This window comes from Shewanella bicestrii, from assembly GCF_002216875.1.
Taxonomy (GTDB): domain Bacteria; phylum Pseudomonadota; class Gammaproteobacteria; order Enterobacterales; family Shewanellaceae; genus Shewanella; species Shewanella seohaensis.
Genome location: NZ_CP022358.1, coordinates 1,590,639 through 1,612,377 on the forward strand (window position 1 = coordinate 1,590,639; position 21,739 = coordinate 1,612,377).

Here is a 21,739-nt window from a genome sequence, read left to right on the forward strand (position 1 = left end):
CTCGTATGTGAGTCCTATTCTGGCTTTCCCCATTCGGTTTCAATACAATTCTCCCTTACACGTTGATAAATGCCTTAGACAATCATGGTTTATTGTCCGTCGAGGTATTTTTGAGTTTCAAGGTTTTGCAGATGAATCGCTTGTCCCCCCAAGAGCCAATCCAATTGACTCAAACGGCTATTGAGTCCTTATTCACGCCGCCGACACTGATGCGCGCCCGTGATTATGTGATGCAGGGGAGGGTGTTAAGCGCGAAAGCCAATGCCGATTTTCGCCATATCGAAGGCACAGTCACGGGCACGGAAACCACGCCCTATCGTCAGGATATTCGTCTGGTCAGTGTCAATCATAAGCTAGTGATGAATGGCTTTTGTTCCTGCCCCGCCAGCGGCAACTGCAAGCATATGGCCGCGGTGCTCTACAGTCTGCTTACGGACAAAACCGTTGAAGATCAACGTATCGCCCAGTGGTTACACCTACTCGATGAAGCCGATGACCCCAATGTGAATGATGTCGAATCCCTCTACGATGACAGGGTGCTGTATATCCTTTCAAAGGACGATAACGGGGTGTTTATCGAGCTTAGGCGCGGCAAGCTTGGCAAGAAGGGCGGTTACAACAAGGGCACTAAGATTGCGCTCTCGGACGTGCAATATTATATGCCCGCTTGGATTGGCGCCGAGGATGTGCTGATCTTAAATCTTATCATGTCAACCAGACGCCACGGCGCATCTCGCCTGTATCTTAAGGCGCAGCTAGGGGCGGTAGCGATTGAGAAAATGCTCGCCACCGAACGCTGCTTCTGGGAGGAGAGCCGCCTCGCATTAACCGCGGGCGAGGCCATTACACCGCAATTTCTCTGGCAAGATATCGACAGCGAGCACAAGCAAATGCGCCTTGTATTACCCGAGCGGGATAACTGGGAACTCGTGCCGACAGAGCCGCCTTACTATATCGAGCTGGATTATTTTCATATTGGCGCTATCGATACCGACATTAGCGTCGATAAGCTGCGGCTACTTAGCCAAATGCCGCCTGTGCCGAGCACTCAGGTTGAACTGGTGAGCCATCGACTGATCAAGCATTTTTCGGCGCGTACTGTGCCGCCGCCAAGTGCGATCGATTTTGTCGAGCTAAGAGATCAGTTACAGCTTCGTTTGACGCTTAAGGTTGTCCCCGCAGGCACAATGCCACCTGGCAGCACTCAGTCAGCTGCAATGGGGACTGGTATTGCCCAGCCGTATCTGGCGCTGGAGTTTGTCTACGGGGATCTCATCTTAAGTGGCAATGCCGCTAAAGAAGCATTAACCCTAGTGACTCAAGGCGGCACCACCTATCAAATTAACCGCGCGCTTGAAGAAGAGCAGCAAGCCGTGTCCAAACTGCAAACCCTTGGCTTTAGCCGCTTCTCCTTGGAGGGCGCCGCAAATGGGGCTTCCCTCTGGAGCTTAGGTCACTTGCCCGATGCGATTCGGGAATGGCTAGCGTTTATCGATGAAGAAGTCCCAAGATTACAAACTCAAGGCATAGAGGTGCGATTTGCCCCAGAGTTTAGCCTTAAGGTGGTCGATACGCCGTTAACGGTTGAGCTGGATGACAGCCAAGAAGGCTGGTTCTCCCTGTCGTTGCATGCCGATATCAATGGCCAACGCTTGCCTATGTTGCCGCTGGTGGCCGCTTGGTTAAAACAACATGGCGAGCCCGCCGATGATGCCGAGTTATTGCTACCTAGTCCCTCTGGCGAATGGCTTAAAATTAAAGCCAGTGTTATCAAGCCATTAATGAGCATTATTCAAGAGTTGTTTGAGCAGCATCGCGGCCACAGTATCGCCTTACCTAAGTACCGTGCGCATTTACTCAATGAATTAGCCGAAAGCGAGATTAGTCTGCTCAATGGTGAAAGGGTGCGTCAGCTCGCGACAAAGTTAGCCGAATTTAATGGTGTGGTTGCGGTCAGCGCGCCGACAGGACTGAATGCACAGCTGCGGGCTTATCAGCAGCAGGGCCTAAATTGGCTTTGTTTTTTAAAGGAATACCAACTCGGTGGCATCTTAGCCGACGATATGGGGCTTGGGAAAACCATTCAAACCTTGGCATTTCTGTTAAAGCAGCAGGAGGCTAAATTAGCAGGGCAGCCAAAATTGCCGAGCCTGATTATTTGCCCAACCAGTTTAGTGGGGAACTGGGCGAAGGAGGCGGCCAAGTTTGCGCCATCGTTAACTTTGGCGGTGATCCATGGTGCCCAGCGTGGCCCGTTGTTATCGCGATTAAGCGAGTTTGATGTTGTCGTCACTACCTATCCCCTTATGGTGCGGGATTACGATTATTACCAAGCTCAGCCATTTGAACATATTGTACTCGATGAGGCGCAGCAGATTAAAAACGCACAAGCCAAAGTGAGCCAGCAAATTAAGGCGTTGCAAGCGCCATTTAGACTCTGCCTTACCGGCACGCCCCTTGAGAATCATTTAGGTGAACTCAAGTCATTGATGGATTTTTGTTTACCGGGACTCCTGGGTACAACGGCCTATTTCAATAAGGCGTTTCGCTATCGGATTGAGCGTTATGGCGATGGCGAGCAGGCGAAGGTGTTGAGTCAACGTATCGCCCCCTTTGTGTTAAGGCGAACCAAAGCCGAGGTGGTGACTGAGCTGCCGCCTAAAACCGAGATCCATCAAACCCTAGAGCTTGAGAAAGATCAGCGTAATCTATACGAAAGTATTCGCCTGAGTATGGAGAAAAAAATTCGAGAATTGTTTGCAAGCCAAGGCGTGGCGGGCAGCCATATCGAGTTTTTAGATGCCTTGCTCAAATTGCGCCAAGCCTGCTGCGATCCGCGATTAGTCAAACTCGAACAGGCGCAAAAGGTTAAGAATAATGCCAAGCTAAACTGGCTCAACCAAAACCTGCCAGAAATGGTGCAGGAAGGTCGCAAGATTTTAATCTTCAGCCAATTTACCAGTATGTTGCTGTTAATTGAGGAATTGCTGCAATCCCTCGACATCGACTACAGCAAACTGACGGGGCAAACTCGGCTGCGTCAGGGGCAAATTGATAAGTTCCAAGAAGGCGATACGCCAGTATTTTTAATCAGCTTAAAGGCGGGGGGCACTGGGCTTAATCTTACCGCGGCGGATACGGTTATCCACTACGATCCTTGGTGGAATCCGGCTGCAGAAAAGCAAGCGACGGACAGGGCGCACCGCATTGGCCAAGAAAATCCCGTGTTCGTCTACAAGCTGATTGCCGAAGGCACGGTGGAAGAGAAAATCCAAGAAATGCAGCAGCATAAGCAAGGTTTAGCGGATAGCATTCTCGAAGGAAAAGGCAAAGGCGCGTGGCAGGGCAGTGCCGATGAATTGCTCTCGCTATTCCACTAGCTGAGCCTAAGGGACGTTAACCGACTAATGGTTAGCGCATACAGATCACAATAGTCAGAACACTAGTACAAGACAGAGGTGACCCATGCAGTACCCAGTCGATACCCATACTCATACCGTGGCATCTACCCATGCCTATAGCACTATCCACGATTATTTGGCGGTGGCGAAGCAAAAGGGGATCCGTCTGTTTGCCACTACCGACCATGGTCCGGCGATGGCGGATGCACCGCATTTTTGGCATTTTGTGAATTTACGTGTGCTCCCGCGTATGGTCGATGGCGTGGGAATTTTACGCGGCATCGAAGCCAATATTAAAAACCGCGAGGGTGAAATCGATTACTTTGGCGATTATTTGTCGCAGCTCGATATTGTGTTGGCAGGGTTCCATGAACCAGTATTTCCGCCTTCGGATAAGGCCACCCATACCGAGGCGATGATTAATGCCATTAAAAGCGGCAAGGTCGATATTATTACCCACCCGGGTAATCCTGCTTATCCCATTGATATTGAAGCTGTAGCCGCAGCTGCTGCCGAATATGGTGTGGCGCTTGAAATCAATAATTCCTCCTTTGAAGTCTCTCGCAAGGGCAGCGAAGCTAACTGTACCGCGATTGCCAAAGCGGCAAAAGAATTGGGGGCCACCTTAGTGATGGGGTCGGATTCCCATGTGGCTTTTAGTCTCGGCGGGTTTGACCGTGCCTTAAGTATTATTGAAGCGGTTGATTATCCGAAAGATAAGCTGCTCAACCGCTCGCCGATGGCGCTGCTTAACTTCTTAGTTCAGCGGGGGCATAAAAGCGTTGCCGATTTAGTGCCGCTGTTTAGCGACGATATCGCTTGAGGCGCCAGCGTTAAGAATGCAAAAGAATATAAAGGCGATGCATGCGCCTAATGGCGAGCCAGAATCGACAACAACAGTATTGTTAACTGGCGCTGATAGCCAACTCGCTAAGGCTCTATTACGAACGCTTGCCAAGGCGGCATATAGATTAGATGGCCGCGTCTTTCGTGTGCACGCGCTAAGCCATGCCCAGTTAGATATCGGTGATAAACAAAGTGTTGCCGCTGCCTTTGCCCGCTTTAACCCTGAGTGGGTGATCAACTGCGCCGCCTACAATGCGGTCGATAGGGCGGAAACGGCGGCCGATGAGGCTTATCGTGTCAATAGCCTAGGGCCAGAGTTATTGGCAAGCGAATGTGCGCTTACGGACGCACGTTTGGTGCATATCTCCAGCGATTATGTCTTTAGTGGCGAGCCAGCGGAGGCAGCTGCACAGGCATTAAATCAGTGCGGAATAACCAATTGTGGCTTAACCGAAAGCGCCACGCCTGCGCCTTTATCTGTCTATGGCCAGAGTAAACTTGCGGGGGAGCAAGCGGTGCTGCGCATCTTGGCTGAGCGCGCGATTGTTATTCGCACCGCATGGCTTTACGGTGTCGATGGACATAATTTTGTGAAAACCATGCTGAGGTTGATGGCTGCTGCGCCAGATGCTCAGCCACTCACCGTGATAAACGACCAAATAGGTTCGCCAACATGGGTAGATGCACTTGCGCATCTTATTTGGCAGTTGATCGCGAGTCCGTTAAACGTCGGTTGCGGATCTGGATTATTCCATTATGCCGGGCAGGGGCAATGCAGCTGGTATGAATTTGCCCTCGAAATCCAGCGCCAAGCCTTGGCACTGAAGTTATTAGATAAAGCCGTGCCGATTAGCGCCATAGATAGCCTAAGTTATGCGGCAAAAGCGCTTGAGAAAGGCAATAAACTGGCACCAAGACCCAGTTACAGTGCGTTAAATAGCGGTAGAGTACGCCAGTGCTTAACTGGACAAAATACGGTATTAACCCATAGCCCCGAGCTGTGGCGTGACTGGCGATGGCAGCTTAAGGCCATGCTCGAGGATTATGCCGCGCAAGTTTATTAAGCGTTATCTCTCGTAATAAATGGTTGCAGATGAAGCCCTTAGTCTTGGTCTAAGGCAAGTGGTAGCTTCAAGTGGCCTCATCTTACTCCGTCGTTTTCTTTCTCATCTTTGCAGTGTTTTCAAGGCTGTGAATACGAATGCAGCCTAGGCAATGTCTCTTTTCAGCGTATTCAGCTTGGCTTAGACTCGACTTATTTAGCGTTTATGCCCGTGGCGTAAGCCTTGCGCCTGAGTGAATTTGTCAGTGCCTTAGTCGATTTTGCTCGATATATGATGAATTTGTTCTTAATTATCAATTGCTGCCAGTGGCATAATGCCGAAAAGCAAATCGAATACAGGTGGCTAAGTGACAGATAATACAGCGATGGCAGCGCATTTTTCGAAGGCCGATTTACTGCGGGTGGTGAAGATTGCCCATGCGGCAGGCGACGCCATCATGGCGATTTATGCCCAAGAAGATTTTGCCGTTACGCAAAAGCGTGATGAGAGCCCAGTGACGGCGGCCGATTTGGCGGCTCACAAAGTTATTTTAGCCCAGCTTACCGAGCAATTTGCGGGCATTCCCGTGATGTCGGAAGAAGCGGCTGATATTGCCTGGGATGAACGTCAACACTGGCAGACCTATTGGCTGATTGACCCTTTGGATGGCACTAAGGAATTTATTAAGCGAAATGGTGAGTTTACCGTCAATATTGCGCTTATCCATCAAGGGGTTGCTATTGCGGGTGTGGTTTATGCGCCCGTGCTAAATACTGTCTATTTTGGCGCCAGACACTTAGGCGCTTGGCGACAGGATGGGCAACACGAGCTGGTGCTACAGGGCTGTAATCTGCCAAGAGAAGTGCCAATTGTTGTCGGCAGTCGTTCGCATCTAAGCCCTGATGTGGCGGAATATTTAAAGGATTTCGGTCAACACGAGATGTTAAGCGTGGGAAGCTCGCTGAAGTTTTGTATGTTGGCAGAGGGCAAGGCCGATCTCTATCCCAGATTAGGGCCTACGAGCGAATGGGACACAGCAGCCGCGCAGGCCGTGCTGGAAAGCGCAGGCGGCAAAGTTGTGTGTTATGACTCAGGTTTACCCTTAACCTACAATCAAAAACCTGACATATTAAACCCTTATTTTATTGCCACGGCGCCAGGCTGGGCAGAATAACGAACAATGCCAAGGGCGTCTGTACTGACGCCTTGGTCGAATAACAGTGGAGTAAGTCATTCATGATACGCATGGGCATCGATTTAGGTGGCACAAAAATAGAACTCGTCGCCTTAAGTGAGGAAGGTAATGAACTTTTTCGTAAGCGTATCAATACCCCTCGGGATTATCAGGGCACCCTGAATGCCATCGTCGATTTAGTGAATGAGGCCGAAGCGACCTTAGGTGAAAAGGGCACGGTTGGCGTGGGGATCCCGGGAGTCATCTCTCCCTATTCAGGATTAGTCAAAAATGCCAACTCGACCTGGATCAACGGTCATCCCCTCGATGTGAATTTAGGGGAACTGCTTGGCCGCGAAGTGCGGGTTGCTAACGATGCCAACTGTTTTGCGGTATCCGAGGCCGTCGATGGTGCTGCTGCGGGAAAATCTGTGGTGTTTGGGGTGATCATTGGCACGGGCTGCGGCGCGGGTGTGGCCATTAACGGCAAAGTCCACGCGGGCGGTAATGGCATTGGCGGCGAGTGGGGCCATAATCCGCTGCCTTGGATGACCAAGGAGGAGTTTAATACTACCCGTTGTTTCTGTGGGAACCCCGATTGTATCGAAACCTTTATTTCGGGCACTGGCTTTGTTCGCGATTACAACGAGGCACTAAGCCGTGCGGTGAATGTCCAAGCTGCGCCTGCTAAATCTGGCACTGAGATCATGGCCTTAGTCGATGCGGGGGATGAAATGGCCATCGCGGCCTTTGATCGTTACATGGACAGACTCGCGCGCTCACTCGCCCATGTGATTAATATGCTCGACCCGGATGCGATTGTCCTCGGGGGTGGCATGTCTAATATTGAGGCGATTTATCCAAGATTACCTGCATTATTAACTCGTTATGTTGTGGGAAGAGAGTGTCGAACGCCTGTCGTACAGAACCTTTATGGCTGCTCTTCGGGTGTGCGCGGCGCCGCTTGGTTATGGGAAAAATAACCTACTAACGTTAGGTTTTCCCTCGTGACAACGCATCGCCTTGGCGATGCGTTTTGCTTTCTTTTGATGTTATGATTGCGCTCCTTTGAATAATTAGGCACTAACGCATGTTTTGGGTTAAGAAAGTTGTCTCTCAGGCAATCATGCCTATTCCATTTATCCTGTTGTTATTACTGCTATCTTTTTTGGTTTGGCGCAAACCTAGGTTAGCAAAATGGGCGATTGGCGGTGCGTTTTCGCTGCTCTTAGTGCTCAGCAGTCAATTGAGTGTCGACTATCTCGTTAAACCGCTCGAGACTCAATATCCCATTAATTCAACGCCTATTGCGGGTACCTGTGTGGTAATGGTGTTGGGCTCTGGGCATGCCGATATCCAAGGTGCAACGGCAGTACAATCTTTATCGACGGTCGCCTTAGCGCGGCTAACGGAAGGGCTAAGGCAACTCCAATTAGGTCAAGACTGCACCTTAGTGGTCAGTGGTTGGGAGGGTGAGCTAACGCAGCATCCCCATGCCGAAGTGATGGCAAAGGCGGCGGTTGAACTCGGTGTCCATACATCACGTATCGTTCAATTGCCTCTGCCGCGCGACACGATTGAAGAGGCGCACTATTTTAAAGAACACTTTGGCAATCAAGCTGTGCGATTAGTTACCTCGGCTTCCCATATGCCAAGGTCGATGGCGATTTTTAGCGGTCAAGGATTAACGGCGAGCGCTGCACCGACGGATTTTAGGGCCAGAGATGGTTTCTACTGGCGCTTGACTGCGGATAACTTGCTCGCTTCGCAACGGGCGATACATGAATACATAGGCCGTTTATGGCTCTGGATTAAACAGGAATAAAAATATGACGCTAGAGTCCGATGTTGTCTCGGTTCGCCCGCTCTCAAAACGTAATGGTGTAACCTTAACGATTGTGGGCGCCAGTGCCTTTGTCTTAGGCTTTGGCCTATTTGTACTACTTCCTGAGCTATTTGCCGTGGGCTTAGTGTTTTTCAGCTTAGGTGCGATTGCGTTGATATTGGGCTTGGCGAAGGTCTATGAACCTGAGACCACCTTGAGCATGGATGAGCAGGGACTGACCTATTTTCATCGCCGCGGTAAAGTTGCAATAAACTGGAGCAACATTCAACGGGTAGATATTCCTCGAGTTACCCAGGGTGTTGATACTATTGAGCTTTCCTATATTGGCATTAAGCTCAAGCAGCTAAACCCGATCCTCGATAATATTTCATTGCGCCTTGCCGCGGGTTTATTGACTGAGCAGCGGCCGTTATTGGTGACTGCAGCATCACAGCAAGAGGATTTGGCGACCTTAGAGACCTATCTTGGCGCCGAATTTAGCCCGCTCGTTATCGAGGGAGACCGTTACCGCGGCGTGTTGGCGATGTTTGGTCATCGCTGCGTGATGCTCAATACTCATCTTGGCTACCATCTCTATATTCCCCACGACAGTTTAGACCGTGACCCGAGAGAATTTATTAAGCTCTTAAGGCAACGTATCGCACTAAGTGCGACTCAAATTGATACCACAACTCATTAAAAGTACAGATAAAAAAGGGGCTCCGAAGGAGCCCCAATAAGTTGCAGAGAGGAAGTTCGGGTTGTGCAGGGGGCAACCCGGAGGTACTAGTACTAGTGTGCTACCTCTGCGTGTACCTTATCTATGCCATAGGTTTTACCTTCAGCATGGCAGGTCGCGCATGATTCTACTGGTAGGTTAGGATCAGTTACTGCATCCGCTTCTACAATCGCACCATTACTTCTAAAGTGAGCCACTGCTGCTGCATCTGAGTGAGCGTGACAGGTGCGGCAGGATTCAGCCACAGGGCTAATGTAGTTGCTGCCCACTTTGATAGAACGTTTGCCAGAAGTTAAGCCACCATCAGCTGCGAACAGCGTTGCACCATCTTTGTGACAGGCTGAACATGCGGTTTCAGGTGATGGATAACCTTCAAGTTCGCCAGCTGCATTGCGGAAGATGCCTTCGACAACACCAAAGTTACCACTGTGGAAACGGTGAGCCACGGTGAACAGATCTTTGTTGTTGAAGGTTACATCAGGGTTAACGACTAACTTACCATCTTCGCCTTTGTAGCCTGTTGCACCATGGCCAGAAGCGCCAGTGGTATCGTTGTGACAGTTCATACATTGATCGAAGGTGTAAACCCCGTGTCTGTAGCCTTTCGCATAGTCCAAGCTGCCATGACAAGCGTTACATTTTGCTTCTTCAACGGTAATCCGTGCTGGATCCTTCATACGAGCTACGGCTGGAGTGCCACCGCTTAAGTTGAAGAATTTAACCGCAGAAATGTTACCTACAGGGCTAGTTGGGCCATATTCAAGTCCGTCGGTATTACAGCTCACCGCTTTACCTGCTTTCGCACAGAAGTTGGCTTCAGAACCAACATAGATAGTGCCAGTTGCTTGTGCATCTGGAATATCTTTCACGAAGGTTAATACACCACCTGATAGGGTACCGTTTTCCAGTTTCAGACTGATGGCTGTAGGTTTAACATCGCGCCATGAGTACACAGTACCATCTGTAGCGACATTACCTAGCAGCAGACCGTTTGCCGCAAACATACCTGTTGGGTTGCTGGTGGCATTGTAGGTTTTTAGGCTAGTACCATCGGCAATAGGTGCGCCATTGAGTGTGACATTGGCTTTCAATGTCAGAGTTTGCATACCTAATGTTGCTGAAGTACCTAGCGTTGCACTGGTAAAGTCGACCGTCATTAATGGGCCGTATTCAGCACGTTTACCGACACTGTGAACCGCTTCTGGCGTTAAGCTACCGCTGCCATGGCAGGATTTACATTGAGTGTCATCGGCTTGAGCTAAACCAAATTCTGAGTGGTTTTCACCGGTTGCGAAGTTGACATTGATATGACAACCCACGCAAGCCTGAGCATAGATATTGGTGTTATAGCTTGGTGCACCATCGTGACAGGATTTGCATTCTTTCAAGTCTGATGGGAAACCAATTTCACCGAAGTATTCTTTCGCTTCGCCAGACAGGTAGTCTGCATTGTGTTCACCGGCATGGATACGGTGGATCATCGGCGCGAAATCGAATACCCAACCTTCTGCGAGTTGCGCATCGCTTGGGACTTGGTCTGGGTTATGGCAGGTTACGCAGTTTTTAACGTCTTGGTAGTTGTGGTGGGCTTCAATCTTAGCGATATGGCCGTCCACTTCACCGTGACAGTTTTTACATGCAGCGCTCGATACTGTGTCTTTGCCTGATGCGGCAAGCTCATCGGTGGCAGGGATAAAATCAACAGGTACCGAGAGCACTTTATCTGACAAGGCTACGCCAGCCGTGTTGACAATGTTGTAAGCGCGAACGAAGACTCTGTGCACCGCATTTGGATTATCGTTTGGATTGATGATGGGCGCAGCGCCATCATAGGTCCAAGTGGCAGTGTAAGTGCCTGGGTTTTCGGTATCTTCGGTTAAGGTACACGCATTCTTAGTGCCGTTTAGGCCATTGAGTGTACAAGTTAATGAGCTGCCCGCATTGTTTGCCATGGCATTGTTTTGCCACTGAATGGGAGCGCCTGTACCCGAGGTGTTTTCATTCGCCGTTAATGAATAAAGAGCAATTTTGTCGAGTCCCATAAAGGGCACATCTTTGCCAGAGCTTTTTCCGGTTAAGGTGAATTTGACACTAAAGCCTTCGCTGCTAGTGACTTTAATGTCTGCAGGGCTGAGGGTAAATTTCAGATCGGTTATAGATTCAGCGGTTTTAGCAAACGAGCCAGCGGGTAAACCAGGTGTGCCAGGCGTACCTGGCGTTCCAGGAGTACCTGGTGTGCCGGGGGCACCATCTTGCCCGTCTTTGCCGTCCCCGCAGGCGGTTAAACATAAGGCACTAGTGAGTGCTAGTGCCAGTAGAGATTTATTGTAGTTTTTCATCATCGCGTCCCTTTTTCTTTCTATAAGACTGCGTGTGCAGTGACTCTACTATAGGTCGATTCACCTACTTATAAAGTGGTATTTATAAGTTTGTATCCGATATGTGAACGATGATTTAACACAGCAAAACGGCAATTCTATATTGTGAAATTGAATATTTCTCAATTTAGAATTCGATGCTAAAAACATGAGCTGCGCAGCAAAATTTTGTTTTTATTTTGAGTGATTTAATCGGATTAATTTTCGATTAATTTTCACGGAGGAGACTGTTGAAACTTGTATGTATGGCTTTTTATGACTCTCGGTAAGAAGTACAAAAGAGTCAAGAACACCGCATTTTTCGAGCTGGGCGATTAGGGCATGTGGGGTAAAATCCGGCTCGAAATGCCGTTAGTTAACAGTCGATGCATTTGGTTAACATCGAATGGTTAACAGTAAAAAGCGTCCATGCTTTAGGGTGTTGGGTTCTATCTGAATTGCTATTTTGTAAGCGCTATTGAGCCGCGTGTGGGCTAGCAGCTTGTGGTGCCTGTGCGGTCAGTGCGGTTAATAATGAACTGACCACTAATTCACATTGATTTTGACTATAGCGCCTGTGGCTGCGGGGCTTTTCGATGAGAAAATACTGCGGCGGCATAAGAGTGTCATGCAGGCGCTGCTGCTCAGAAACGGGCAGCGGCGCCAACTTCAATCCAGGCATATGTTTGGCGGTATGCATATCGATACTCGAGCAGAAGGCGACGCTCTGCATGGTGAGTAAATGGGCGTACCATTCTTCCCGATCGATCACCCTTTCAATCGATGGCAACAGCAGCCCTTGGCGTTGGCAAAACAGTTCGAGTGGGTCAATTCGGCTATTGAATCCTTTAAGTTCGAGGCACAAAAAGGCATAGCGGCAGATTTGTTCTAAGCTGATTTCCAGTTGGCTTTCCCACAGGGGATGCTGCTTTGAGGCCACCACATAGACATTGGAAATACAGCCTAAGCGGGAGACGCTGAGCTCCTTAGTGTCGGTCTGCTCTATGGTGATGCCAAAGTCTAATTCTCCTGCGTGGATTAACTCAGGACTGTTTTCCTGCCATTTATGTAACCTAACTTGGCCTAGTTCACTTATCGCCTCGGGTGTACTGAGCTGCGGCGCTAAAAAGCTTAATAATCCATTACTTGCGGCGATATGTAGCGGCCGCTCAACATGATTAGCCGCATTTTGAATTTGTAGTGCCGATTGCTCTAGGTAGTACACCGAATCAGTAAATTGGCAAATGGCGACATACAAACTTTCGGCGAGGGGCGTCGGTTTCAAGCCCTGTTGACGGCGATAAAACAGCTCATCGTTAAAGGTGAGACGAAGCGCATTCAGGCAGCGGCTAATTTTAGGCGCCGACACATTGAGCGCCTTGGCGGCACTATTTGCGTGTCCGTTATCAAAAATGCTTTTAAATACCAATAAGGTGAAGACATCCAGTTCGCAGATTTGTTTTAGTAATGGGTTGCTCATTTGGTCTCGCCTTGTATGAGTCTTAGTCTGCAATGGCCCTGTGCTCCTATTCGCAAGACACATGGGGACACTTTGTTAAGCGGCAGAAATCATGCACGAAATGCATTGCTGGTAGGCTAGGTTAGCAGTTGCCGTACGGCGTAACTGTGATCTTACTCGTTAAATTAACAATTACTTAACGATTGTTTGCTCAAGTGGACAATGATGGCGGTGCTGACCGCGCTGACTTGCCAGTAAAAGTCTTTACTTGGTTAAAGGGTCATCATCTCGATTGGCTGTGAGCACTCATTAGCGAAGGAGAGCGTTATTCCTGCTCGGGCGACAATGTCGGCACAGGGGTGATTCGCGTGCTGCTTGAGGCTGCAGACGGCAGGCTATGGGCATGGATAGTCTGATGGTCTTCTTTAATCCTTAATCCAATAAACTGACCCCCTTCACTGATCTGCATCGAGGTGCAAGCCACATCGCCATCGACAATACCATGGGCTTGGATGACTAAGCGCTCGCAAATCAGGCGACCTTTAAAATAGCCATCGATAATCAGCTCGCGGCATTTGACCTCGCAGTGGAGGTTTCCTGTGCGCTCAACAATGACATTGGCCTGCGATAAGATTTGCCCTTGTACGTCACCGCCTATCAATACATCTCCGGCAAATTCGATATTGCCCGTAAGCTTAGTCCCTTCGGCGATAAAACTCAGTGCTGGGGAAGCGCTTCGGGTAAAGGTAAATTTTTTGCCAAACATGGTAATAGGAAACCTAGGTAATTGGAGAAGGGTTAGAGCGCGAGATAGTAACCTAAATACGCCGTGAAGCCCAGTAACACTCACGGCATAAGGTTATTCTACAGGCTTAATACTGATGGCTTGGCTCGGGCAGGGGGCGACACAGGCTCCACAGCCCGTGCAGAGTGCTGTATCAATTTTCGGCATTGGGGCATTACCCACGCTTAAGGTAAAACCAATGGCGCGAGGCTCACAGGCATCTTTACAACTTTGGCACCAAATACCCTGATATGTTAAGCAGTTATCTTGTACTACGGCTTTGTGTTGCCATGGGGATTGGTTCAGATCAAAGAGCTGTTCTTCCGGACAGACGCTGGCACATTGGCGACAAAAAGTGCACTCATTGTCCTTAAAGGAGACTTCGGGAAAGCCGCCATCTCCCTTGAAGATAATCTTAGTTTCACAGGCGTTGATACAGGCTGAGCATCGGGTACAGATGTCAGTAAACTCAATGCCTTCACGTACCCAAGGCGGTCGAATTGCCGAGGATTTACGGCGGCTAAAGAGATTACGGCGGCTGTGATTGATGCTTTCTGTCATAGGTATTACTGAGTTTAATTGTGATAAGGGATAATAAAAATGGCTTGGGAGTTACCACAAGCCATTTAGATGATTAGCCTTTATAACCATTTGGATTGGTAGATTGCCAATGCCAACTGCTGTTCGCCATATCCTCTAGGCTGTGAGTCGCCTGCCAGCCCAGATCGGTTTTAGCATGATCTGGGTTTGCATAACAGGCGGCAATGTCACCCGGACGGCGCGGAGCAATTTGATAGGCAATCGACTTACCACAAGCCTTTTCAAAGGCCTTGACCATATCGAGCACACTGTAGCCTTGGCCTGTGCCTAGGTTATAGGTGACAAGTCCTGGTTTGGTGGCCAGTTTTTCAAGGGCCTTGAGGTGTCCAAGGGCTAAATCCACCACATGGATATAGTCGCGAACGCCTGTACCATCGTGGGTTGGGTAATCATTACCAAACACACTTAACGCTTCGCGTTTACCGACCGCAACCTGCGCGATAAATGGCATCAAGTTATTTGGAATATCGTTAGGATCTTCGCCAATCAAGCCGCTGGCATGGGCGCCAACAGGGTTGAAGTAACGTAAACGGGCGATATTCCAACTCGGATCGCTATGGTGTAAATCCGCCAGTATATGCTCCACCATCAATTTAGACTGACCGTATGGGTTAGTGGCACCCGTTGGAAAATCTTCGGTAATCGGCAGGCTGGCAGGGTCGCCATACACAGTAGCAGAAGAACTAAAGACGAGATTTTTCACCTTAAACTCTGCCATCACTTGGCAAAGAATTAAGGTGCCAGTCACGTTATTCTCATAGTATTTCAGCGGTTTAGTAACTGACTCGCCAACGGCTTTTAATCCTGCAAAATGGATAACGGCATCGATGTTATGGTCGCTAAAGACTTTCTGCAGTAAGGCCTTATTGAGAATATCGCCTTGGTAAAAGGTGACCGATTTACCGGTAATGCGCTCGACACGGTTAAGGGCTTCGATGCTTGAATTAGACAGATTGTCTAAAACAATCACTTCGCTCCCCGCATTGAGTAATTCCACTACGGTATGAGTGCCGATATAACCGGCGCCTCCGGTCACTAAAATCGTCATTATTTAATTCCTTTTACTACTGTTTTTAAATATTGAGCAAAATCTTCACCGATTTCGCTGTGGCGCAGGGCGTATTCTACGTTAGCGCGCATATAGCCTTGCTTGTTACCGCAATCATGACTCTTACCTTGCATGTAGTAAGCGTTTACGGTTTCTTGCTTCATTAACATTGCAATGGCGTCAGTTAATTGGATTTCATCACCCGCGCCTGCTGGGGTTTTAGCGAGCAGTGGCCAAATGGCTGCGGGCAATACGTAACGACCCACTACGGCTAAGTTAGACGGTGCTTCGTCAACCGGTGGTTTTTCAACGAGTTCGACCAATGGCTCTGATTCGCCAGGCTGTAGATCGTGGCCATTCACATCCGCAATACCGTATTGGTTCACTAGATGATGTGGCACGCCTTCAACCATGATTTGGCCCACTTGGGTTTCATCAAACAGGCTCACCATGGCGGCCAAGTTGTCGGTTTTCAGGTTGCAGCTGGCATCATCGATAATCACATCCGGCAGTAACACGGCGAAAGGCGCATCACCGACGACGGATTTCGCACATAAAATCGCATGACCTAAGCCTTTGGCTTGGGATTGGCGCACGCTGATCACAGTCACGTCTTTCGGGCAAATGGATTGTACCGCTTCGAGTAATTGACGCTTCACGCGGCGCTCTAATTGCGCCTCTAATTCAAAACTGGTGTCGAAATGGTTTTCGATAGAGTTTTTACTGGCGTGGGTCACGAGGACAATTTCTTTGATCCCCGCATCAATGGCTTCACTAACCACATATTGGATCAATGGTTTATCAACAACAGGCAGCATTTCCTTAGGAATTGCTTTGGTCGCAGGAAGCATACGAGTGCCAAGTCCAGCGACGGGAATAACGGCTTTACGAATTTGATGTTGTTTCATTGCGAACCTTCAGATTAAGGAGAGGCGGTTATTGGGCAATATTGTAAATGACCCACGCAGAAAAGCCATTTGCAAACACCGAAATTTGTCGGTTTTTCTGCATATTATCAGTCTATCGTCGTCATTTTTGAGCGGCAGTGTCAAGGTTTGCTACCGGTCTAACTCAGATCCGGTTTGGAATGACCAAGGATTTAATCGCCTTGTAATATTTGCTTTACGTTTGCGTCACATTGTCGCATGAACAATAAACTGTGAGGGAGTTAACAAAAATCGAGGCTTAGATCACTATGGAGGCATTAGCGTCAGCCATGAAGTGAATTTTATGACTAAAGAGATAGCGCACACTGCGCCCTATGTTGCGCGAAGTGCAGATGATTCTGGGTTTATCCATTACCCGCAGGAAGAACATGATATTTGGAGCCAATTGTATGCTCGCCAAGCGGTAAACCTACCGGGGCGTGCCTGTAAGGAATATCTCCAAGGGCTCGATGCCTTGGCGATGCCGAAGGACCGCATTCCACAATTGGCTGAGATTGATAAAGTCTTGCAGGCCACCACAGGATGGAAAACCGCGGCCGTGCCGGCCTTGATTTCCTTTGGCCGCTTCTTTGAGCTATTGGCCAACAAGGAATTTCCGGTTGCGACCTTTATCCGCCGCAAGGAAGAGTTTGATTATCTGCAAGAGCCGGATATTTTCCATGAGATCTTTGGCCATTGCCCCTTGCTGACCAATCCTTCTTTCGCCCATTTCTCCCATATCTATGGTCAATTGGGCTTAAATGCCAGCAAGGAAGACCGCGTCTTTTTAGCGCGCCTGTATTGGTTTACCGTCGAGTTTGGCTTGCTCAAACCTCAGGATGGTGAATTGTGTATCTACGGCGGCGGTATTTTAAGCTCTCCCGGCGAAACCTTGTATGCCATGGAAAGCCAAGTGCCGGAACGTAAGCCCTTCGATCTCTTAGATGTGCTACGTACGCCTTACCGTATCGATATTATGCAGCCGATTTATTATGTGATTGAACATATTGATATGCTGGATGAAATTGCCAAGATGGACATCATGGCCTATGTGGCTAAGGCGCGTCAGTTAGGCTTATTTGCCCCTAAGTATCCGCCCAAGACCAAGAAAGCCAGCTAATGGCTGACCCTAAAAAAACGAATTGAATAAAGCGTAATAAGGGCAACGGATTGATCCCCTAATGTTGCCAAGAGGAGTATGTATGACAGCGTTAACCCAAATGAAATGTGAAGCTTGCCAAGCCGATGCGCCGAAAGTGACCGATGCAGAATTGGCCGAACTTATCCGCATGATCCCCGATTGGGGCGTGCAAGTGCGTGATGGCATCATGCAACTGGAACGGGTTTACAAATTTAAAAACTTTAAGTTAGCGATGGCGTTTACCAATAAGTTAGCTGAGCTGGCCGAAGAAGAATTCCACCACCCAGGCATTTTAACCGAGTGGGGCAAGGTGACTGTGACTTGGTGGTCACACTCAATCAAGGGGCTACATAAGAATGACTTCATCATGGCAGCCAAGACCGACCAGTTGTTAGATTAAAAAATTCAATTTTAAAATCAGCGCTTTAATTATATTTAGGCGCTGATTTTTTCTTCCTGTTACAAATACGCTGTAAACTAGACTTGCCACTTTGAGCGTAACCTTCTAACGTATACACGCCCAGCTATTTATCCTGCCTTTTACGTTTGCGTAAACTATAGAGGCATCATCAAACGAATGTCTTACGAGGCCAAGCCTAAGGGCAACACCCTCGAGATAATAGCTCTGCACGGTTTATCCCAAAATTCGAATCAAAATAGGGAATATCAGTCATTATGCGCTTGGAAGTTAGCTGTCAAGATCGCGTGGGTTTAGCGAAAGACATCTTAGTCGTGTTAGAACGTTATGGCATTAATCTCATCGCCATCGATGCCAGTAACCAGGGCTTTCTCTACCTGCAATTTGCCGAGGTCAGTTTTGATACCTTAAGTGCCTTGATGCCGCAGATCCGCAAAGTGGAGAGTGTTCACGATGTGCGAACTGTGTCGTTTATGCCTTCGGAGCAGGAACACTACGCCTTAAAAACCCTACTCAAAACCCTCCCTGACTCAGTGTTCTCCATCGACGTGAAGGCGCGCATTCGTATCGTCAACGAGTCGGCGCTACTCAACATGGGCATGGGGGAGCACGAAGTGCTCGATGAGTCCTTAAACCATTGGGTGCAAGGGTTTAACTTCAGCCGCTGGCTCAGTGAGAGCCAAGTGTTGCCGCAGGCGGCGCGGGTCAATATAGGCCAAAACGAATATCTGGCCGAAATGTTACCGATTTACTTACCCGATGAGGATGATAAGACCATCCTCGTGGGCGCTGTGGTATCGCTTAAATCGCCGGCGCGGGTCGGTAAACAATTCAATGCACTGCAAAATCAAACCGCGGGCTTTGAAAATGTGTTAGCCAGCAGTGACAAGATGAAAGAAGTACTGAAACAAGCTCGCCGTATGGCGCAGCTCGACGCGCCGCTATTAATCACTGGCGAGACTGGCACGGGCAAAGAGCTGATGGCCAGAGCCAGCCATGATGCCAGCATGCGCCGCGAGAAACCTTTTATCGCTATTAACTGTGCGGCACTGCCCGATAGCGCCGCCGAAGAGGAACTCTTTGGCTACGTCAGCCAAGGCAAAGTGATTAAGCGCGGCTTTTTTGAAGAAGCGAAGGGCGGCACAGTGTTCCTCGATGAAGTCGCCGAAATGTCCAAGGCGGCGCAGGTTAAACTGCTGCGGTTATTACAGGATGGCACCTTTAGACGCATTGGTGGCGACGAAGAAGTTCGCGCCGATGTGCGGATCATCTGCTCGACCCAGAAAAACTTAGCCGAGCTATGCCAAACCGGTGAGTTTAGGGAAGATTTGTACTATCGCATCCATGTGCTTAGCTACCATATTCCGTCACTGCGCGAGCGCAAAGTCGATATCATTCCGCTGACGGAGATGTTCCTCGAGCACTACAGTCAGCAACTATCGAGCCCTGTGAGACGAATTTCGGCCCAATGCCGCGATCATCTCTTAACCTACGCTTGGCCGGGTAACGTGCGTCAGCTTAAGAATGCAGTCTTCAGGGCGGTATCTATGTGGGACGGTTCGGGCGAGCTGACCGTTGAGCAACTTAAGTTGCCATCCTACGCCGAAGGTTTTGGCTATTTCGATAATGCCTTCGAAGGCAATCTCGATGATGCGATGAAGCAATTTGAGGCCAGCTTGCTGCGCCGCTTATATCCGGCTTACCCCAGTACTCGCCAATTGGCGAAAAAATTAGGGGTGTCCCACACGGCTATCGCCAACAAACTCAGGGAATACAAGATAGCCAAGCCAAAGTAATCTTGCTTTAAGCTTAGGATGTAACAGTATCGTTCCACTTTGTTGCCGACTTTTTCACCATATCGTTCTGCGAAATAGTGACAAGCGGCAGCAGGGTATGAAACGTAATTATTAGTTTACAAAATGTGAAATAATAGGGTGAAATGTGATTTTGCTCACGCTATAGGAATCCGCCGTCGCTTCGGGTATTTCTACGCGCAGCAAACCCTAACGCCGAGTCAAAAAAGGCTAGATTGCCCGCACTCGTTGTCACCCATTCCCGTTAGCTGAGCGTATCGGCTAACCATAAATAGATAAAAAGCGCAGTACGCCAAGCCGTAGAAGCACAGGAGCAGATATGAAACTTGCCAGTTATAACAATGGTCGCCGTGATGGCCAGCTGATGTTAGTGAGCCGCGATCTTACTCAAACGGTTGCCGTACCCGCGATTGCCCACACGATGCAACAATTACTCGATGGTTGGGATCTGCTCAAGCCACAATTGCAAGAACTGTATGATGCGCTGAACGAAGGCAAATTACCAAACGCACAAGCCTTCGATGAAGCCAAATGTTTATCACCTTTGCCACGTGCGTACCAGTGGGCCGATGGTAGTGCCTATGTTAACCATGTGGAATTAGTCCGTAAGGCGCGCGGCGCTGAAATGCCTGAAACCTTCTGGACCGATCCGCTGTTTTACCAAGGCGGCTCTGACAGCTTTATCGCGCCAAAGGCGGATATCCCGCTGGCGAGCGAAGACTGGGGCATCGATTTCGAATCGGAAATCGCCGTGATCACCGATGATGTGCCTATGGGGGTGAGCGTTGAAAATGCTACCGCGCACATTAAGCTGTTGATGTTAGTGAACGATGTGTCACTGCGTAACCTGATCCCCGCAGAGCTGGCCAAAGGGTTTGGTTTCTTCCAATCCAAACCCTCGAGCAGCTTCTCTCCTGTCGCCATCACGCCAGATGAATTAGGCCACCGCTGGGAAGATTCAAAGGTGCATTTACCGCTTATCACCCATTTAAATGGCGAGTTATTCGGCCGCCCGAATGCGGGTGTGGATATGACCTTTAACTTCAGTCAGTTAGTTTCTCATGTTGCTAAAACCCGTCCATTAGGCGCTGGCGCGATTATCGGTTCTGGTACGATTTCTAACTATGACCGCAGTGCCGGCTCAAGCTGTTTGGCCGAGAAACGTATGCTCGAAGTGATCGCCGACGGCAAAGCAAGCACGCCGTTTATGCGTTTTGGTGACACAGTGCGCATCGAAATGTTCGATGATAACGGCGCCTCTATTTTTGGTTCTATCGATCAAAAAGTGGTTGAGTACAAGGCGTAAGGCTTTTGTGTTTACACAGTGACAGATAATATTGACGGGGCTTTTAGCCCCGTTTTTTTCAGGATGACATAAGGACAGAGTGAGATGAAACTATACGGTTATTGGCGCTCTAGCGCCGCCTATCGTGTGCGTATTGCCCTCAATCTTAAAGGCGTGAGCGCCGAGCAGTTGTCGGTGCATTTAGTGCGTGATGGTGGCGAGCAGCATAAGGCGGATTATATCGCCCTAAATCCGCAGGAGCTGGTGCCAACCTTAGTGGTCGATGATGAGCAGGATGGTGATGCCTTATCCCAATCCCTCGCCATTATCGAGTATTTGGATGAGCTTTATCCAAAGACGCCGCTATTGCCTGCATCGGCACTTGAACGTGCCCATGTACGCGCCATGGCGTTAACCATCGCCTGTGAAATTCATCCACTCAATAACCTGCGGGTATTGCAGTATTTAACTCAGAAGCTGAACGTCGACGAAGAAGCCAAAACCGCTTGGTATCACCATTGGGTGGCGAGCGGATTTGCGGCGCTCGAAACTCAACTTGCGCGCCATAGTGGCCGTTATTGTTTTGGTGACAAAGTGACGCTGGCGGATCTGTGTTTAGTCCCGCAGGTGTATAACGCGCAGCGTTTTAATGTGGATTTAACGCCGTACCCCAATATCATGCGGGTATGGGCTGAGTGTAATCTGTTGCCAGCCTTTGCGGATGCGGCGCCAGAGCGCCAAGCCGACGCGGTTTAAGCCATTTTGTGGTGAGTATCGTTTGTTCAAAATAAGGTTAAGCTTGTCGCCAAACCAGCTTAAGTGATAAGACTCATTTTATGAGTCTTATCATAGCAATGGCGTTGATATGGTGGTTATTGG

The 21,739-nt window shown here is 49.1% G+C and carries 18 protein-coding genes; 12 read left to right on the top strand and 6 right to left on the bottom strand.

The window, feature by feature from the left end; genetic code table 11:
• Window positions 1-131 precede the first annotated feature (131 nt).
• From CF168_RS06925 to CF168_RS06955, 7 genes are all read left to right on the top strand, one after another.
• Window positions 132-3,380 (top strand): SNF2-related protein, encoded by a 3,249-nt coding sequence (locus CF168_RS06925; protein ID WP_089067424.1) that lies wholly within the window; start codon window positions 132-134, stop codon window positions 3,378-3,380.
• A gap of 85 nt (window positions 3,381-3,465) precedes the next feature.
• Window positions 3,466-4,224: a phosphatase gene (locus CF168_RS06930; protein WP_089067425.1), complete on the top strand. Its 759-nt coding sequence runs from the start codon at window positions 3,466-3,468 to the stop codon at window positions 4,222-4,224.
• 37 nt (window positions 4,225-4,261) lie between these two features.
• Window positions 4,262-5,311, top strand: coding sequence for a dTDP-4-dehydrorhamnose reductase (gene rfbD / locus CF168_RS06935; RefSeq protein WP_089067426.1), 1,050 nt, complete (start codon window positions 4,262-4,264; stop codon window positions 5,309-5,311).
• A gap of 346 nt (window positions 5,312-5,657) precedes the next feature.
• Window positions 5,658-6,464 carry a 3'(2'),5'-bisphosphate nucleotidase CysQ gene (gene cysQ, locus CF168_RS06940; RefSeq protein WP_089067427.1) on the top strand — a complete coding sequence of 269 codons (807 nt, stop codon included), beginning with the start codon at window positions 5,658-5,660 and terminating at the stop codon, window positions 6,462-6,464.
• Between the two features lie 62 nt (window positions 6,465-6,526).
• A complete protein-coding gene (mak, locus tag CF168_RS06945; protein WP_011623368.1) occupies window positions 6,527-7,447 on the top strand; it encodes a fructokinase in 921 nt (306 codons plus the stop codon).
• A gap of 107 nt (window positions 7,448-7,554) precedes the next feature.
• A complete protein-coding gene (locus CF168_RS06950; protein WP_089067428.1) occupies window positions 7,555-8,289 on the top strand; it encodes a YdcF family protein in 735 nt (244 codons plus the stop codon).
• Between the two features lie 4 nt (window positions 8,290-8,293).
• A complete protein-coding gene (locus tag CF168_RS06955) occupies window positions 8,294-8,989 on the top strand; it encodes a DUF2982 domain-containing protein (RefSeq protein WP_089067429.1) in 696 nt (231 codons plus the stop codon).
• Between the two features lie 92 nt (window positions 8,990-9,081).
• On the opposite strand, the gene CF168_RS06960 is transcribed toward CF168_RS06955, so the two are convergent.
• The 6 genes from CF168_RS06960 to galU all read right to left on the bottom strand — a co-directional run bounded on the left by CF168_RS06960 (window position 9,082) and on the right by galU (window position 16,184).
• Window positions 9,082-11,370: an OmcA/MtrC family decaheme c-type cytochrome gene (locus tag CF168_RS06960; protein ID WP_089067430.1), complete on the bottom strand. Its 2,289-nt coding sequence runs from the start codon at window positions 11,368-11,370 to the stop codon at window positions 9,082-9,084.
• A gap of 490 nt (window positions 11,371-11,860) precedes the next feature.
• Window positions 11,861-12,865, bottom strand: a complete 1,005-nt coding sequence (locus CF168_RS06965) for a LysR family transcriptional regulator (RefSeq protein ID WP_089067431.1) — start codon at window positions 12,863-12,865, stop codon at window positions 11,861-11,863.
• A 304-nt stretch (window positions 12,866-13,169) separates the two neighbouring features.
• Window positions 13,170-13,610: a bactofilin family protein gene (locus CF168_RS06970; protein ID WP_086902391.1), complete on the bottom strand. Its 441-nt coding sequence runs from the start codon at window positions 13,608-13,610 to the stop codon at window positions 13,170-13,172.
• A 93-nt stretch (window positions 13,611-13,703) separates the two neighbouring features.
• Window positions 13,704-14,189, bottom strand: coding sequence for a ferredoxin-type protein NapF (gene napF / locus CF168_RS06975; protein ID WP_086902392.1), 486 nt, complete (start codon window positions 14,187-14,189; stop codon window positions 13,704-13,706).
• 73 nt (window positions 14,190-14,262) lie between these two features.
• A complete protein-coding gene (galE, locus tag CF168_RS06980) occupies window positions 14,263-15,276 on the bottom strand; it encodes a UDP-glucose 4-epimerase GalE (RefSeq protein WP_089067432.1) in 1,014 nt (337 codons plus the stop codon).
• Window positions 15,276-16,184 (bottom strand): UTP--glucose-1-phosphate uridylyltransferase GalU, encoded by a 909-nt coding sequence (gene galU / locus CF168_RS06985; RefSeq protein ID WP_011717661.1) that lies wholly within the window; start codon window positions 16,182-16,184, stop codon window positions 15,276-15,278. The genes galE and galU overlap by 1 nt, the downstream gene beginning before the upstream one ends.
• Before the next feature lie 322 nt (window positions 16,185-16,506).
• On the opposite strand from galU, the gene phhA reads away from it, so the two are divergent.
• The 5 genes from phhA (at window position 16,507) to maiA (ending at window position 21,616) form a co-directional block, all read left to right on the top strand.
• Window positions 16,507-17,322, top strand: coding sequence for a phenylalanine 4-monooxygenase (phhA, locus tag CF168_RS06990; RefSeq protein WP_011626687.1), 816 nt, complete (start codon window positions 16,507-16,509; stop codon window positions 17,320-17,322).
• Window positions 17,323-17,404: 82 nt separating this feature from the next.
• Complete coding sequence (locus CF168_RS06995; protein WP_011626686.1) at window positions 17,405-17,743, top strand: 4a-hydroxytetrahydrobiopterin dehydratase; 339 nt, start codon at window positions 17,405-17,407, stop codon at window positions 17,741-17,743.
• Between the two features lie 275 nt (window positions 17,744-18,018).
• Window positions 18,019-19,557 (top strand): transcriptional regulator TyrR, encoded by a 1,539-nt coding sequence (gene tyrR, locus CF168_RS07000; RefSeq protein ID WP_011717658.1) that lies wholly within the window; start codon window positions 18,019-18,021, stop codon window positions 19,555-19,557.
• Window positions 19,558-19,894: 337 nt separating this feature from the next.
• Complete coding sequence (locus tag CF168_RS07005; protein WP_086902395.1) at window positions 19,895-20,881, top strand: fumarylacetoacetate hydrolase family protein; 987 nt, start codon at window positions 19,895-19,897, stop codon at window positions 20,879-20,881.
• A gap of 84 nt (window positions 20,882-20,965) precedes the next feature.
• On the top strand, window positions 20,966-21,616 hold the full coding sequence (maiA, locus tag CF168_RS07010) for a maleylacetoacetate isomerase (RefSeq protein ID WP_086902396.1): 651 nt from the start codon (window positions 20,966-20,968) through the stop codon (window positions 21,614-21,616).
• The last annotated feature ends 123 nt before the right edge of the window (window positions 21,617-21,739 follow it).

Coding starts and splice junctions, on each gene's coding strand:
- CF168_RS06925 (WP_089067424.1), top strand. CDS start 132: ATGAATCGCTTGTCCCCCCAAGAGCCAATCCAATTGACTCAAACGGCT.
- CF168_RS06930 (WP_089067425.1), top strand. CDS start 3,466: ATGCAGTACCCAGTCGATACCCATACTCATACCGTGGCATCTACCCAT.
- rfbD (WP_089067426.1), top strand. CDS start 4,262: ATGCATGCGCCTAATGGCGAGCCAGAATCGACAACAACAGTATTGTTA.
- mak (WP_011623368.1), top strand. CDS start 6,527: ATGATACGCATGGGCATCGATTTAGGTGGCACAAAAATAGAACTCGTC.
- CF168_RS06950 (WP_089067428.1), top strand. CDS start 7,555: ATGTTTTGGGTTAAGAAAGTTGTCTCTCAGGCAATCATGCCTATTCCA.
- CF168_RS06955 (WP_089067429.1), top strand. CDS start 8,294: ATGACGCTAGAGTCCGATGTTGTCTCGGTTCGCCCGCTCTCAAAACGT.
- CF168_RS06960 (WP_089067430.1), bottom strand. CDS start 11,370: ATGATGAAAAACTACAATAAATCTCTACTGGCACTAGCACTCACTAGT.
- CF168_RS06965 (WP_089067431.1), bottom strand. CDS start 12,865: ATGAGCAACCCATTACTAAAACAAATCTGCGAACTGGATGTCTTCACC.
- CF168_RS06970 (WP_086902391.1), bottom strand. CDS start 13,610: ATGTTTGGCAAAAAATTTACCTTTACCCGAAGCGCTTCCCCAGCACTG.
- napF (WP_086902392.1), bottom strand. CDS start 14,189: ATGACAGAAAGCATCAATCACAGCCGCCGTAATCTCTTTAGCCGCCGT.
- galE (WP_089067432.1), bottom strand. CDS start 15,276: ATGACGATTTTAGTGACCGGAGGCGCCGGTTATATCGGCACTCATACC.
- galU (WP_011717661.1), bottom strand. CDS start 16,184: ATGAAACAACATCAAATTCGTAAAGCCGTTATTCCCGTCGCTGGACTT.
- phhA (WP_011626687.1), top strand. CDS start 16,507: ATGACTAAAGAGATAGCGCACACTGCGCCCTATGTTGCGCGAAGTGCA.
- CF168_RS06995 (WP_011626686.1), top strand. CDS start 17,405: ATGACAGCGTTAACCCAAATGAAATGTGAAGCTTGCCAAGCCGATGCG.
- tyrR (WP_011717658.1), top strand. CDS start 18,019: ATGCGCTTGGAAGTTAGCTGTCAAGATCGCGTGGGTTTAGCGAAAGAC.
- CF168_RS07005 (WP_086902395.1), top strand. CDS start 19,895: ATGAAACTTGCCAGTTATAACAATGGTCGCCGTGATGGCCAGCTGATG.
- maiA (WP_086902396.1), top strand. CDS start 20,966: ATGAAACTATACGGTTATTGGCGCTCTAGCGCCGCCTATCGTGTGCGT.